Annotated in this window: 18 protein-coding genes; 3 read left to right on the top strand and 15 right to left on the bottom strand. The window is 60.1% G+C overall.

Annotated elements, in window-relative coordinates; translation table 11 throughout:
- The first annotated feature begins 19 nt into the window (after positions 1-19).
- Positions 20-226 carry a hypothetical protein gene (locus KSS97_RS23030; protein ID WP_198796387.1) on the top strand — a complete coding sequence of 69 codons (207 nt, stop codon included), beginning with the start codon at positions 20-22 and terminating at the stop codon, positions 224-226.
- A 22-nt stretch (positions 227-248) separates the two neighbouring features.
- On the opposite strand, the gene KSS97_RS23035 is transcribed toward KSS97_RS23030, so the two are convergent.
- From KSS97_RS23035 to KSS97_RS23105, 15 genes are all read right to left on the bottom strand, one after another.
- The gene (locus KSS97_RS23035; protein ID WP_217860224.1) at positions 249-815 is read right to left on the bottom strand and encodes a phage tail assembly protein; all 567 of its coding nucleotides are present in this window, start codon (positions 813-815) and stop codon (positions 249-251) included.
- 156 nt (positions 816-971) lie between these two features.
- Positions 972-1478, bottom strand: a complete 507-nt coding sequence (locus tag KSS97_RS23040) for a phage major tail tube protein (RefSeq protein WP_030139449.1) — start codon at positions 1476-1478, stop codon at positions 972-974.
- On the bottom strand, positions 1478-2644 hold the full coding sequence (locus tag KSS97_RS23045) for a phage tail sheath protein (RefSeq protein WP_039594427.1): 1167 nt from the start codon (positions 2642-2644) through the stop codon (positions 1478-1480). The genes KSS97_RS23040 and KSS97_RS23045 overlap by 1 nt, the downstream gene beginning before the upstream one ends.
- A gap of 2 nt (positions 2645-2646) precedes the next feature.
- Positions 2647-2856 carry a hypothetical protein gene (locus KSS97_RS23050; protein WP_217860225.1) on the bottom strand — a complete coding sequence of 70 codons (210 nt, stop codon included), beginning with the start codon at positions 2854-2856 and terminating at the stop codon, positions 2647-2649.
- An 89-nt stretch (positions 2857-2945) separates the two neighbouring features.
- A complete protein-coding gene (locus tag KSS97_RS23055; RefSeq protein WP_217860226.1) occupies positions 2946-3374 on the bottom strand; it encodes a tail fiber assembly protein in 429 nt (142 codons plus the stop codon).
- A 2-nt stretch (positions 3375-3376) separates the two neighbouring features.
- On the bottom strand, positions 3377-5269 hold the full coding sequence (locus KSS97_RS28465; protein ID WP_225936071.1) for a phage tail protein: 1893 nt from the start codon (positions 5267-5269) through the stop codon (positions 3377-3379).
- Entirely contained in the window at positions 5270-5905 is a 636-nt protein-coding gene (locus tag KSS97_RS23065; protein ID WP_217860227.1) for a phage tail protein I, read from the bottom strand.
- Positions 5902-6897, bottom strand: a complete 996-nt coding sequence (locus tag KSS97_RS23070; RefSeq protein WP_030139455.1) for a baseplate J/gp47 family protein — start codon at positions 6895-6897, stop codon at positions 5902-5904. Before KSS97_RS23070 ends, KSS97_RS23065 begins: the two co-directional genes overlap by 4 nt.
- On the bottom strand, positions 6894-7226 hold the full coding sequence (locus KSS97_RS23075) for a phage baseplate protein (RefSeq protein ID WP_030139456.1): 333 nt from the start codon (positions 7224-7226) through the stop codon (positions 6894-6896). Before KSS97_RS23075 ends, KSS97_RS23070 begins: the two co-directional genes overlap by 4 nt.
- Positions 7227-7236: 10 nt before the next feature.
- Entirely contained in the window at positions 7237-7848 is a 612-nt protein-coding gene (locus KSS97_RS23080; protein ID WP_217860228.1) for a phage baseplate assembly protein V, read from the bottom strand.
- 3 nt (positions 7849-7851) lie between these two features.
- Positions 7852-8364 (bottom strand): hypothetical protein, encoded by a 513-nt coding sequence (locus KSS97_RS23085; protein ID WP_217860229.1) that lies wholly within the window; start codon positions 8362-8364, stop codon positions 7852-7854.
- A 46-nt stretch (positions 8365-8410) separates the two neighbouring features.
- Positions 8411-8761, bottom strand: a complete 351-nt coding sequence (locus KSS97_RS23090) for a phage holin family protein (RefSeq protein ID WP_030139459.1) — start codon at positions 8759-8761, stop codon at positions 8411-8413.
- A 64-nt stretch (positions 8762-8825) separates the two neighbouring features.
- Positions 8826-9407 carry a DUF642 domain-containing protein gene (locus KSS97_RS23095; RefSeq protein ID WP_217860230.1) on the bottom strand — a complete coding sequence of 194 codons (582 nt, stop codon included), beginning with the start codon at positions 9405-9407 and terminating at the stop codon, positions 8826-8828.
- A gap of 38 nt (positions 9408-9445) precedes the next feature.
- Complete coding sequence (locus KSS97_RS23100; protein WP_217862089.1) at positions 9446-9604, bottom strand: Com family DNA-binding transcriptional regulator; 159 nt, start codon at positions 9602-9604, stop codon at positions 9446-9448.
- 459 nt (positions 9605-10063) lie between these two features.
- Complete coding sequence (locus KSS97_RS23105) at positions 10064-10798, bottom strand: LexA family transcriptional regulator (RefSeq protein ID WP_217862091.1); 735 nt, start codon at positions 10796-10798, stop codon at positions 10064-10066.
- Between the two features lie 550 nt (positions 10799-11348).
- Between KSS97_RS23105 and KSS97_RS23110 the strand changes: the two genes are divergently transcribed.
- The gene (locus KSS97_RS23110; RefSeq protein ID WP_217860231.1) at positions 11349-11702 is read left to right on the top strand and encodes a DUF6124 family protein; all 354 of its coding nucleotides are present in this window, start codon (positions 11349-11351) and stop codon (positions 11700-11702) included.
- Positions 11703-12158: 456 nt separating this feature from the next.
- Positions 12159-14726: a DNA mismatch repair protein MutS gene (mutS, locus tag KSS97_RS23115; RefSeq protein WP_198796355.1), complete on the top strand. Its 2568-nt coding sequence runs from the start codon at positions 12159-12161 to the stop codon at positions 14724-14726.
- Positions 14727-14840 lie beyond the last annotated feature (114 nt).

A 14840-nucleotide genomic window follows, 5' to 3' on the forward strand; every position in this document is an offset into this window, starting at 1 on the left:
TTCCGACACCAGCAGGCGGATGTCGAGACTGGCCGTGGTCAATGCCAGGTTCAGCCCCGACGTTTCCAATACGCCGCCAATGCTCGCCGCGCCGGACAGCGAAAACGTGTTGTCTGCCATCCTGTTCTACTCCTGTTTCACGCCAAGGCGAGTGATCGCGATGTCGTATCGGCGCAAGGCCTTGCCGGCGTCCCACTCCAGGATTTCCGCTTCACTTACCGAGTAAATGAGCGGCACCACATCGAGGATCACTTCGATGTCGCGCTCCGAAAGAAGTCCGCCGGTTTGTTTAAAAAATCGTCGATGCGTACCTGCAGCTGGGTCCAGTCGGGCACAGTCAGGTGATCGAGGTCGGGGATCATCAGGCCAGTGCAATGGGCGGTGATGAACTCGGCGCGTTCCTTGGCCGTCTTCAGTTTTTTCATCGCCTTGGTGGCACGCAGCACAGGCATTTCCAAGGTCAGCGAGGTCAGGCTGCGGCCCGCCACCTCGAGCGGTTGCAGCAGCGGCACCTCGTCGGGATCGGCCTGCGTGTCATTCAGAAAATACGAAACTGGACGCGTGGACATTTCGTGCACGTATTGCGCAATGCTCACGTAGTCCGGGCGCTTGAGCTGGTCCAGCTCCTTGGCCGACAGGCCGGTGGCCAGCTTGGCCAATTCGAAGAACTGCTCGTCTTCGTCATCGCCAGCGCGGGCCAGGGCGTCCTTTTGCGCGGCGTAGTACAGCGGCTTGAGTTGCAACCGCTCGATCTGCGAGCCGTCGTCACCGGTGATCGGCGATAGCAGCTCATGGGTAGGAGGCATCCAGGACATGAAATCAATTCCTTGGTGAAGCAGGGTGGACGAGCCACCTGTGGGAGCGGGCTTGCTCGCGAAAGCGGTGTGTCAGTCAACATTGCTGTTGAAGCTGATGGCCTCTTCGCGAGCAAGCCCGCTCCCACAGGGACAGTGTCTAGCCGGCTGGTTTGTTTAAGGCAGCAACACCGCACGACGGGCATCGCCAAGAATGTCGACGCCGTTGAGCACGAACTTCTGGGTGCGCACGTCGATGTCGATCACCGGGACGCCGTTTTCCAGGCGGTTGTAGGTGCGGCAGGACAGCTCGAGGGTCGTGGTGGGCTTCTCGTTCATCTTCAACGCGGCTTCGTCGAGGGATTTCAACTTGCCGCCCACCGTGTGGTAGGTGAACCAGGTGTTGCCGTCCTGATCCTGGCCCGCTTCACGCACGTTCAGCAGAATGTCGTCGCCGACGCTCACGCCCAGGGCCAACATGATTTCCGGCCCGACGCCTTGCAGCACCAGCTTGGCCGTCAGCACCTTGCCGCCCTTGGCCATTTCCTCGCCGATGAAGCGGCCGCCACGCATCTCTTCCATTTCGAATTCGATCTTCGGCGGCGTGAATTCTTCCACGGTCGCCGACAGCGGCAGGCCTTGCAGGGTGGCCGCGATGGCCTGTCTTACGCGGTTGGTAAACATTAGAGAACGTCCTCCAGGAACTGCTCGATGATTTCATCGCGGGCATTGAGTTGATAAATCATGTGTTCGTTCGGCGCGTAGCGGCCGTAGTCGATGACCACGTACCAGGTGCCGTTCTTGTACTTCTCGACGCTGTTCAGTTCCGGATGCAGGTACACGCTGCCGCCAGGGATGGTTTCGTCGGCGACCAGGGTTTGCAGCCAGTCGTTGATGCGCTTGACCTCCTGGTCCATGAACGACTTGGTCAGGTTCTTGGCCATGGCTTTCTGGCCGGCCTTCACCAGCTTGCGGCTGATGGCATCTTCCAGGCCGACGTAGCTGATGAACTTGCCGGTGATGGAGCGGTTGCCCAGCAGCGAGAAGCCGCCGAGGATGGTGCGGGCGTAGTAGCTGACGCCGTAGCGGTTGAGCAGATCGCCTTCGGTGGAGGTGTCGAGGATGTTGTATTCGACGGTGCGCGAAACGTCTTCGGCGAAGGTCACCTGGTTGCCCGGGCTCTCCCACTGCTTGACCTTGGCGAGCGCGGCAATGGCCAGGCTCGACGGGGCCAGGAAGACGTTTTTCTTCGCGGCCTTGGAATACACCGCCGGCATGTTGTGCACCACCAGGCAACGGTCGAAACCGAGGTCGGCGCCGCCCAGTTCCTGGCTATAGGTCACTTGATCAGCGACCGAGGCGTCCTTGCCATCCAGCACCACACGGGCCTTGATGCGCTTGCCGAACGACGCGAACTCTCCGGCCACGGCCTTGGTGCCGGTGAAGCCCGGCGCGCCGATGATAGTCAGGTCTTCCGCCACGCCACTCAATGCGGCCAGGCCCAACTTGCGCCCGGTCTGTGCCTCGATGCCGCCGATCACATTGTTCTGCGTGTCGGCCAGAGTCGCGCCTTCTTCGACGATGACCACATAGACCGGCACCTTGACCACTTTGAGAATCTGGTAGACCGCGTGGAACAACGTCCCCGCCTCGGCACCGGTCGGGTCCAACTGGGCCTGGGTGGTGAAACTGTTGATGCGGAACGGAGTGTTTTTCGGAATCAGCGGGTTGGCATTCGGCGCGGTGCCGACCAACCCGATGACGTTGTCCCCCAGGCCACCCATGGCCTCCGGGGATTCAGTGGCATTGACGGTGATGCCGTTGTGCTCGAAGTTCAAAACCTCAGCCATGGTTATTCAGCCTTTTTGGTGGTGGCCTTTTTGGCCGGGTTGGATGCAGAAGCCGGTTCGACGGCTTCGGTTTTTTTCAGCGCCAGGCGCCCGGCGCTGAGCAAGGCGTTGGCCTCGACGTCGAGCAGGTCTAGTTCTTGGCCGGTGGTCGACCAGTGACCGCCGCCGGTGGGGAATGGGAGGAGCACGGTGTAGGTTTGGCGTAGTGCCATTTGGGTTTCTCCGGATATGAAAAAGCCCCTTTGGGGAGGGGCTTTAGGGTGTTTGATAAGTAAGAAAGCGCCCCGTCGGTGCGGGGCGTTTATTGGGTTTGGGTGGCGAGCCACGGCGGTGCGATTGGCCGAGACTCCAACAAAGGAAAGTCAGCCGCTTGCGGCCAGTCCCGAAGGGACTGCCGATAAGCCAATAACTCAGGGAATTGCTCGACCGTCAACGTTGGCGCTAATGCAAGGTCCAGCTCGTCACGATGGCGCGCGACCAACCAATCAGTTTGACGAACCTCTGAATCACGCCAATTGCGCTCGAATGCGACTGACTGCTCAGGCGATACGAGCCGATCAACTGCTTCTGGCCAGCCGTCAACAACTGTTATTTCCTTTCCATGATTAATCGCTTTCATCAGGGTTTCGTAAGCTCCTTGGGACAGCTCGACACATACCTTCCCGACCGCATCGCCATAGGGCGTGCCTGGATAAAAACCGCCCGTTTCGGCACAAAAAAATACAGCCATGTTCAATACCCCCAAAATTCCCAAGTACCTTGCACAGTAGGCGCGGCTACCGTGGCGTGATTGTTAATACAAACCACGATTGAAGTCTTTGAAGAGCCGTTCGGCCGTGGTTGGACATTCATTAGTCCTTGGTTATGAACCGTTCCTGATCCGGAAAGAAGGCCGTTGGGAAAAGCCTTCGGCAGCGTGATAGTCACGGTGACATAAGCCCCACTTGCAAGGTTGGAAGTAGTAAACGTTCCCCATTGACGGATCAGTCCGCTCGGATAGTCCTGGCTGCCGCTGAGGCCGATACTTGCGGAAAACATCCCTGAATATTTAGTCAGAACGGTGCCCGAAACCACTCTCCAACCACTAGGATTGGAAACCAATATGATGCTTTCGAAAACATCTATAGGGACGACGGAAAGAACAGAAAGTCCGATAGATATCGCCGGATCGCCCGGAAAGGCTTTTAAATTGAAAAGTCCCGCTCCTGCGGAAAGAATGATCGACTGACCTGGCGTTGTCGTTGAAAGCTGTGGCAACGTGACATCCAGTCCAGCTAACCCGACAGACCCAATAATTAAACATCCCGTATCGTTTACCGTCAGCGCAGTCGAGGCTGTAATAACCTTAATCCCTGAATAGTTTCCAAGTAAGGAGTTAATGGCTGCTGAATCTACGATTTGGGCGGAGCCTGAGGCCCACCACCCGCTGGTGCCGTCAGTAGTAAGATCCAGCGTGGAACCCGCAGGTATAGCCATCGTAGTCTTGATGAGGCTTCCCGACTTAATGTTGTCTGAACCTGGGCAAAGAATAGTTACGATACCCGTACCCCGGTTTCGAAAACTTATCGTTCCGCCCGCGCCGCCGTTATTAGCGGCAGGTAAAGTGACGTTAAAAGTTCCAATGCAAGACACCACAGAACCGAACGCAGTAGAGGCTACAAGCGTCGTATTGGATGTTGCATTAAGAAACCCTCGATAATTACCTTTCGCGCGCTCCACAAACTCGGTGGTGGCGAGCAACTTGCTGCTATCGAAAATCGGTGGTGTGTTTGCCGTTGGGTTAACCAGCGATGGCGAATTGAGCGGCGCAAACCCTTGAGTGATATTCTGAAACGCCAGCCCCGTGGTACCCAGTACAACCACCCCATCGGTCACCAACTGCCAGATCGTATTACCAAGCGTCGCGCCCTCCTCCACCGAGACAATCAACCCCGAAGTCACTTCGGCATTCACATCGGCATCCTTTGCCCGACCCCAAGCACCGTTCGCAACCAGGTAGATACCGTTGTCTTTCGCCAACGTCTGGGACTTAACAAGCACACGGTCCCCAGCCACCACGGCAACACCGTCGACTGTCTGCGCGCCGTTCAGCACGATATTGGCCGTCGTGGCCACCCGCACAGACTGTTTCCTATCGAGCTTGGCCAACTCATCGGCAACGTAACTTGTAACCCAAGCCCGCGTCGCCTTGACCACCGTATCGTCAATCAACAACGTCACCAGCTCGGCATTACTCGTCTCGAAAATCGACCGAATATAAAACTCTTTCCCCGAGCCCGAAGTTGCCAACACCGGCTTGAACGACTCCGGATATTTCACGATCGCATACAGGATCCCGGTATCGGTCCAGATCCCGGCCTCACGCACATACCAGCCGCCCACGTCGGACGGGATGGTGACTTCGGCCAGCAACCAACTCGGGTTTTTCTCATCCTGGAACAGTGCATTGAGCGGCCCGCGCCAGACTTCACGCTTGAGTGCGGTAGCGGTGGCCGCCGGGTTGTAGACGGTGCCGCCGCCGTCACCGACGGATATCTGCGACAGCTTGATCGGTGTGCCCGCCGCCTTGCAGGCGGTTTCGTAGGCGATCCCCGCATCGGTGAGCAGGGTGTAGTAGTCGGCCATTTAGGACCCCTGTGGATAAATAGTGGAGGTTTCGACGGTGTAGAGCGCGGCGGCCATGAAGGCCTGGCCCGAGGCTTCGAGGCCTTCGATGACGATCGGATAAACCGTGGTCAGCTCACCGCACAGCGTGGCGGCGCCGATGACGTGACGGCCGAAGGCACTCAAGCCGACGGAAACCGTAAAGGTGTCGCGCTCGCTTTTCGCGTCAGCCAGACGACGGTCAAGACGGGCGTCGATGGTTTCGCTGTAGGGCTGCTCAGTGAACGCCCTGACGGAAAAGCTGTAGGGCGGGCCAGGTGGCGTTTGCTCGTACCAGGCCCGGATCTGCGGTCTCAGTTGCAAACCCTTGGCGGCGTTTTCCAGCGCCGTTCGCGTCCCGGCTTGTCGCGCGGTAGGCCAGGCGAATTCAACCGTCAGGCGTTTTTCGGCTTCGACCGCCTCCGTACTCCATTCCTTGACCCCACGATCCGCCGCCAGATACGGCAGGAACGCCAAAGGCGTTTCCTGCGGATTCATCAACTCCGGAAACGGCGGATCGATGCGCTCAAGCAACTGGGCAAAGCCAAGATCCAGCGCCCGTTCCAACGGTGAGCTGTTGACCGGCAGCAGGCCCGGGCGAGGTGTGTCGTCACTCATAACGTGTCCACCTCAACCTCGACGCCCGTGCAGTACGGGGCCTGGGAAGCACTCGTCACAATCGGCGCAAGCGGTTCGAGAATCTGCAGCTGAACCGCGCCGGCGCTGTGCAGCGTGTAGTCGATCCAGCTCGGGTCCACGCGACCTTCCAGGCGATGGCAGGCCTCGGCGTATTCCTGCAGTTGCTGCTGGGCGGCAACCTGGGTCAGGCCTGAGTCCGGCCCGGGATTGATCTTCGCCACGACGCGGATCTTGTAGTTCTTGATTTGCGCGGGTTGGACGATGACCCGATCGGTTTCCGGCCGTACATCCGGCCGGGCGAAATGCTCGCGGACGCGGTCGAGCAACGTTTCGGATGGCGTTCCATCGCCGTCGCGGGACAACACCGTGACCGTGACTTCGCCGGGCGCGGTGCGGCGTCCGTTGCCGTCCTTGATCTGCCCGGCGTAGCTGTCCGGGTCGAAGGTGTACGTGACCGTCACCACACCCGCCGAGGCGTTCTCGACTTTCACCACGGGACGTTGCCCCAGGGTGAAAATCTCCCGCCGATATTGCATGCGCGAACCCGCCGCCGGAGCGTGGGGCGCCAGGTAATAGCGCAGCCGCGCATCGTCATCGCTCTCGTAGACCGGGGCGATGGGCGGGAACGCGGCCGGGTCGCCCGGGTCGAGCAACTGGCGTTCGAGCCCCATGTCCGCGAGGCGAGCGTCGAGGTTGGTGCCGGTGGCCCACCACGCCAACATCTGCTTGATGCGGGCGTTGTATTTGCGTTCGTGGGTTTGCAGCCGGACGCAGAACGCCTCGAGGGCCAGGGTCAGCAGTTCGCTTTCGTTCTCGAGGCTGTCCACCAGCTTGGCGGCGCTGGCGGGAGAGCGTGCGGCGACGTACTCGACCACGAAGGTCTTGAACTCGGCGAGCAAATCCTCGAACGCGTCGACGGTGACGATGGCCGGTTCGGCCAGTTGGTTCTGGCCAGGAATCAGCATGCTCATGTCACCACCTCGAACGTCTGCTTGCGGTTTTTCCAGGTGCCGGCGAAACGCAACAGCAAGCCGGCGCCTTGTCGATTGGCGACGATGACCTGCGGCTCGAAATCATCGATGCCGTTATGGGGGTTGTAGAACGCTTGGGCCGCGTGGCTCTGGGCGAGGATCAGCAGGTCGTCGCCGAGGTTCTGCCCGAGCAACTCGGTCAATGCGCAGCCATACAACGGACGCTTCTGGCGAGTGCCTAACGGCGTCGTAAGTGCGCGGGTGGCGCGCTGCACAAATTGCAGCCAGTCGTCGACCGTCGCGCCGGTGTTGCGATCGATTCCAATCATGGGAAATCCTTTATGCGGTACTGATGACGCGCCCCTGGTGATCTACCACCGGGCCGCTCAGGTGCACACCGGCGGCATCGAGGCGAATGCCGACGGCGCCCAGTTTTAGTTCGATGGTTTGCGGCGTCATCACCAGGCTTGATGGGCCAATGCTCAACCGGAGGGATTCGCGGGAACCGCTGAACGCCGCCGGGCCGTTCTGCCAGTGCAGGACATGGCTGGCGTGGTCGTAGCCGTTTTCCGTGCCGTCCTGATAGAGGCGACGCGTCAGCGAAGCCTGGGTCGAGACGGGCGGAAACTGACCGCCGTTAAGGCCGAACAAGGCGACCGCTTGGCCACCGCCGTCGCCGCCGCCATGGTTCAGCAACAGGCATTGCTCGCCCACGGACGGAATCCGCGACTCGCTCTGGGCGCCGGCGCTCGGGTTGAAGAAGCGGATCGCCGGCGTCAGCAGCCCGCCATGGCTGACTTTGCAGGTATTGCTGGCCGCGTCGACTTCCTGGCAAACGCCGATGCGGCAGAAACTCTCCGCACGTCGATGCAAGTCTTCCAATTCGGTTTCCATCTGCGCCAGACGTTCGATGATCGGCCCCAGATGCATCCGTAACAGCGCATCAAACATGGCTCAGCCCTCGAGTGCGATGTATTGGTCCGGGTCGTCGATGTTCGAGACTTCCCAGGTGCGGGCAAACTTCGCAATACCGAGCGGGTCATCCAACAGCGTCGGCCCGAGGTACAGGGTCTGGCTGAAGGAAAGGGTCCAGGCGGTGTATTGCCGCGCCGGGTGGATGAACGTGGACGGGAGGCTATCGAGCTCCGTCGGCAGATCGCATTGATCGCCGGACAGCCCCCAGCGGTTATCCATGACCAGATGCTTCAGCTCTGCGGCCAAGTCGCAGGCGTCCCATCCTGGAACGGCCATGACCACTTGCAGGGAAACCGTCAGGACATGGGCGATACGCCCGTCGTTGGCACGCTGGCCGGGGGCATCGCGCTCAATGGCGATCAGCACCCAGGGTTGATCGTCGGTGCCGTCGAACTCCTGGGGACTGCCGACTTTCAAGGCGGGATAAATGGCGCGCAGCGTCTGGGCAATGGCGAAGAACAGTTGCGATGGTTTTTCGAGGACGGCAGGCATCAAGGCCTCCTTTATTCATGGCGGCACGAAGATCACCAGCAAGGGATCAATGTGGGTCGGAACGGGAATCGCGCGGCGGCAGTTCACTCACGCCCATCCGCTTGGCGGCCCAGCGTTCGTAAAGCCCGATGGCCACATCCGCGCCGGCCATGGCCGTCAGGCAACCGAAGGCGCCCGCAGCCCAGATCGACAGGCCCATGGCGTACAACAGCATGATCGCCGAGACGCCACAGATCATGCAGGCACCGGAACGCAGCGCCAGGCGACGCAGCAGCGACCAACCACGGGCGCCCTCTTTATCGGCACGCCACATCTCGCCAGTCACCCCGCCCACCAGGGCGAGCACGATGACCAGCCAGATCGGCATGTCCAGCAACGCTTGTTGCTCGTTTGTCATGTCAGGCTTCCTGGGGGTGAGTGATGAGCGTTTGGGGCGGGGGGCATTGGAGACGGGCGACGCTCTACAGTCGCTCAACGATGACGTTGTCGATGAAAGCGAAGTTGACGTAAGGATTCTGTTCGTTGGAGAAGGCCAAAGTCGTTTGAGCCGAAGTGGCCGTGAAGTCATACGTGATGGTGCTCCACTCCACGGCGGTACCTTTCGCTGATGGCGTGTTGAAGGTGACACTCTGCCCCGCCACCTTGACCTGGATGGTGCCGTCGCCGGAGCGGCTGGCGTAGCGCGAATTACCCGCGCTGAAGGTCAAGCGGTACTTGGCGCCGACTGCGGTGGCGAAGTTCTGCTGAATGCCACCGCCGTTGCTATAGACATAGTTAGCCAAGTCGACAATTACGACACCATCCGCCGCCACAGAACCGCCGATCGAGGCCGGCATATTGAAGTACTCGGCTCCAGACAGAAACGTCGTCCAACCCGTAATGAAGTTGGCTTTCGCCGGAGTATTCAATATGCAACTTGCGCTGCAGCCCGGCTGTTCGAAGCTACCGTTGACCAGAAGGTTGGCGGCGCTGGCGTTGCTCCCGACACCGAGCAGCGCAATGGACAGCAACAGCGGCGCGGTATATTTCTTGAAACGATTCATGATTCACCTCTTGAGTTATCGATTGATCGCGCGGTTGATCAACAGCGCTCATCTCGCTCGACGGCGTTCACTCGAGGCTCAACGGCCTTCACATGATTCAACGTCCCGCACCGGGAACACTTGATCTGGAGTTCGGTGTTCTCGCCCACGCGGGCCAGAAGTCTTTTGCAGTGACCGCATCTGAAATCCTTCAGCATCGAAAGCCCTCCCATTGGCGGCGGTTTGAAGCACCTCGCGGCACAGGCATTCCAAAAAGCCCGGTCGCCCAGGCTTTTCAGTAATGCGCTTGATCTTTCGGCGCGACTGGCGCGGTACGGATCCATTCAAATTGTTCCTCCGGCCGCGGTCCCTGCCCGCCGGATAACTGCTTCTGGTGCTTTACGCTGCACACCCGGGTCAGTTGCCAACCCTCTGAACCGTTAAGGCCGGTTCATCGCTGCCTGTTGGTGGAACTAAAGAGCTTTGTTGCCAGCCGCTTTGTCGAGCGGCTTGGACACAGAATATGCATGGATGCATATACAGTCAATGCGCAAATGCATTTATTTGTGCGCAACAAATGCGCAAATGCATGAAAGCCTTGTGGGCACGGTGGTTTCGGGTTTTCAGGAGGCGAAAAAAAACCCGCACGACGGCGGGTTTTATCTGACAGCGGAAGGTTAGCGGGCGTACATGCCCCACCAGAAGACGTGACCGAGGATGACGATCTGCTCGTCCTGCATTTCCTGGAAGGTGTAGTCCTCGTCCGGATGCTCATCGCGGTTGAAGCTGCGCAGGCGAATGCCGGTGGGCAGGCGGTAAAGCTGCTTCACCCGCAGTTGGCCGTTGTGATTGATGGCGTAGAGGTCACCGTCGACGATGTCGCCGATCCCGCATTTACCGGCATTCACCCCAACCGTGGCGCCGTCGCGCAGCACTGGCAACATGCTGTTGCCGCGCACCGTCACGCATTTGGCCTGGTCGAACTGCACGCCGTTGTGGCGCAGGCTGCGCTTGCCGAAACGCAGGCTGGAGCGCTCGCTTTCCTCGATGACGAATCTTCCTGATCCAGCAGCCAATTCAACCTCACGCAGAAAAGGAACGGACACCTCGTCTTCCTCGACGGGCGTGTCGTCGTCCCAAAGGCTTATGTCCTTGAGTTCAGAATGCGGCTCGTCGCGGCGGCTGTTGCCGGCGGGCGCAACATCGGCGCGCCCGCGCAACTGGTCGGTGCTCACGGCGAAATATTCGGCGATCTTCGAGATGTGTTTATCCGAAGGGTCGACGATCTTGCCGCTGAGGATCCGCGAGAGGGTGGACTGAGGCACGCCGGTACGCCGGTGAAGCTCCGTGGGGGAGATCCCGTGCTGATCGAGCAATGCTCTTAATACGGTAGAAACGTTGCGTTTTTGCATAACGCGCATAATGCTTGTTCTTTTCGCGGAAGACAAATGCTGATTTGCATAAATCGTTAATACACCTCACGAAGCTTGGTTAGATGCATTTGTGGCGAGGGAGCTTGCTCCCGCTGGGCTGCGCAGCAGACCCTTTTTTTATGAGCGCTTCGCACTCAAGCGGGAGCAAGCTCCCTCGCCACGGAATTCGTCCTACAAACCTTTGGGAAAAGCTTCATAGCCGTCCTTCAGATGCGCAACACAAGGCTACGTCAACTTGCGCCTCTGCCTACAACTACGCCAGAATCCGCCGGCTTGTGCGCCTTGGATCCCATCGGTACTTTTGATCTCGTCACTGCCTATCAGTGATCGGGTTTAGTCGCTCGGTATTCCAAGGTGCTCATTGCTCCCTTCAGTCAGGTATCCCTACTCCTGCATTTGATGGTAGCTGTGCGCAGGGCGCCCTCGGGCGCGCCGGTTCCTTGGATCCCCGGTCGACTAACCTGCGTACAGCTGCCGCCCCCTCGTTTAGTCGCGAGTGAGTGGTGGCTCAACCTCAAGGATCCATAGAATGCCGAAGCACACACCGAATCCCCCTAACGAACACGTCTCCCGCACCCAATCGGCCAACGCCAAGAAACTCGACGACGCGGCCACCCGCGCCCTGGACTACTACCTCAAGCCGAAAACCGACAAAGAAACCGCTGACACACCCGACACCCTTTTCATCATCGCCCCCAACATCGACGCCGAATGCCTGCTCGCCAACCTCAGCGAAACCCTGGCCTCGGCCAACGCCATGGTCAGCGACCTGGCATTCGACCTGAAGGGCTCGCGACGGAATATCTTGCTGGGGGTTCAACAGATGATCGAGCTGAGCCAGTTGTTGGCGAATCGGGCGTTGGATGTGGTTGAGGTGAGGTAGGCATTCATGGTGCAAGCCGAGACCTGAGAGAAACCCGAGTCATCACTGTGGGAGCGAGCTTGCTCGCGATGGCGGTAGTCCAGTTACAACTAAGTTGTATTGGCAGCCGTCATCGCGAGCAAGCTCGCTCCCACAATTGGATCAGGATACAGCCGGAGAAACAGGTCGGCTATAAGGCCGCCTTCGCGAGCAGGCTCGCTCCCACAATTGGATCGGAGTACAGCCGGAGGAACAGGCCGGCTTGCGGGCTCTTCAAAAGTGACCCGCCGTCAGGGCGGCACCCTAAGTAGCCGTTACCGAAAAACGGATAAGCACACAGTCCCAAAAACCACTCACATATGGGTAGCACCAGACCGCCCATGTTAACCTTGCGCCCATCGCGGAAAAGCCGGGCCAATGCCCCTCCTTTTGCCTACACACTTCAACGAGCTTTGCCTGACACCCATGAATACAGCCGTGAACGACCTGTCCTCCCACACGCCGATGATGCAGCAATACTGGCGCCTGAAGAACCAGCACCCCGATCAGCTGATGTTCTACCGCATGGGCGACTTCTACGAGATCTTCTACGAGGACGCGAAGAAGGCCGCCAAGCTGCTGGACATCACCCTGACGGCGCGTGGGCAGTCGGCGGGCATGGCGATTCCGATGTGTGGGATTCCTTACCACGCAGCGGAAGGTTACCTGGCGAAACTGGTCAAGCTTGGCGAGTCCGTGGTGATCTGCGAACAAGTCGGCGACCCGGCCACCAGCAAAGGCCCAGTGGAACGCCAAGTCGTGCGGATCATCACCCCGGGTACGGTCAGTGACGAAGCCTTGCTGGACGAGCGCCGGGACAACCTCATTGCCGCGGTCTTGGGCGACGAGCGGCTGTTTGGCCTGGCCGTGCTGGACATCACCAGCGGCAATTTCTCGGTGCTGGAAATCAAGGGCTGGGAAAACCTGCTGGCGGAGCTGGAGCGGGTCAACCCGGTGGAGCTGTTGATTCCTGATGATTGGCCCAAGGACCTGCCGGCGGAAAAACGCCGTGGCGTACGTCGTCGGGCGCCGTGGGATTTCGAGCGCGACTCGGCGCTGAAAAGTCTCTGCCAGCAGTTTTCCACCCAGGACCTGAAGGGCTTCGGTTGCGAGAACCTGACCCTGGCCATCGGCGCGGCCGGTTGCCTGCTGGCCTACGCCAAGGAAACCCAGCGCACCGCCCTGCCCCACTTGCGCAGCCTGCGTCACGAACGCCTGGATGACACGGTGGTGCTGGACGGCGCGAGCCGACGCAACCTGGAGCTGGACACCAACCTGGCCGGTGGGCGCGACAACACCTTGCAATCGGTGGTCGATCGCTGCCAGACCGCCATGGGCAGCCGTCTGCTGACCCGCTGGTTGAACCGTCCGCTGCGGGACCTGACAGTACTGACAGCGCGCCAGTCCTCCATTACCTGCCTGCTGGACCGTTATCGCTTCGAACAATTGCAACCGCAGCTCAAGGAAATCGGCGACATCGAGCGGATCCTCGCTCGTATCGGCCTGCGCAACGCCCGTCCCCGCGACTTGGCGCGCCTGCGCGATGCTCTCGGCGCGTTGCCCGAACTGCAAGTCGCAATGACCGACCTCGAAGCGCCGCACCTGCAACAACTGGCGCGCATCACCAGCACCTACCCGGAGCTGGCCGCGCTGCTGGAAAAAGCCATTATTGACAACCCGCCCGCGGTGATCCGTGACGGTGGCGTGCTGAAAACCGGCTACGACGCCGAGCTCGACGAGTTGCAATCGCTGAGCGAGAACGCCGGCCAGTTCCTGATCGACCTCGAAGCCCGGGAAAAAGCCCGTACCGGCCTGGCCAACCTCAAGGTCGGCTACAACCGCATCCACGGTTACTTCATCGAACTGCCGAGTAAGCAGGCCGAACAGGCCCCAGCCGACTACATTCGCCGCCAGACCCTCAAGGGTGCGGAGCGTTTCATCACGCCGGAGCTCAAGGCGTTCGAAGACAAGGCGCTGTCGGCCAAGAGCCGCGCCCTGGCCCGGGAAAAGATGCTCTACGAAGCACTACTTGAAGACCTGATCAGCCAACTGCCGCCGTTGCAGGACACCGCCGCCGCCCTGGCGGAACTGGACGTGCTGAGCAACCTGGCCGAACGCGCGCTCAACCTGGACCTCAATTGCCCGCGCTTCGTCAGCGAGCCGTGCATGCGCATCAGCCAGGGTCGTCACCCGGTGGTCGAGCAAGTGCTGACTACGCCGTTCGTGGCCAACGACCTGAGCCTGGATGACAACACCCGCATGCTGGTGATCACCGGTCCGAACATGGGCGGTAAATCCACCTACATGCGCCAGACCGCGTTGATCGTGCTGCTGGCCCACATCGGCAGCTTTGTGCCCGCGGCCAGCTGCGAATTGTCGTTGGTAGACCGCATCTTCACCCGGATCGGCTCCAGTGATGACTTGGCCGGTGGTCGTTCGACGTTCATGGTGGAAATGAGTGAAACCGCGAACATTCTGCACAACGCCACCGAGCGCAGCCTGGTGCTGATGGACGAAGTCGGTCGCGGCACCAGCACCTTCGACGGCTTGTCCCTGGCTTGGGCTGCGGCAGAACGTCTCGCCCAGTTGCGGGCCTACACGCTGTTCGCCACGCACTACTTCGAATTGACGGTGCTGCCGGAGAGCCAACCGCTGGTGGCCAACGTGCACCTCAACGCCACCGAGCACAACGAACGCATTGTGTTCCTGCACCATGTCCTGCCCGGCCCGGCGAGCCAGAGCTACGGATTGGCGGTGGCGCAGTTGGCCGGCGTGCCAAGCGACGTGATCAGCCGCGCCCGCGAGCACCTGAGCCGCCTGGAAACCACCAGCCTGCCCCACGAAGCACCGCGCCCGACCAAAGGCAAACCGGCCGCGCCGCAGCAAAGCGATCTGTTCGCCAGCCTGCCGCATCCGGTGCTCGATGAACTGGCCAAGCTCGATCTGGATGACCTGACACCACGCCGTGCACTCGAATTGCTTTATACATTGAAGACACGGATCTAACACACAGGCTTTCAAGCTGTTAGAATCGCGCGCGGTTTGGGATGCTGCTGCCTATTAGCCTGGGTTTGCAGACTATCGCTCCCAAACCCCGCGACCCCCACCGTGAAGGGGGTT

Origin of the sequence: Pseudomonas alvandae (genome assembly GCF_019141525.1) — a bacterium.
In the GTDB taxonomy this organism is placed as follows: domain Bacteria; phylum Pseudomonadota; class Gammaproteobacteria; order Pseudomonadales; family Pseudomonadaceae; genus Aquipseudomonas; species Aquipseudomonas alvandae.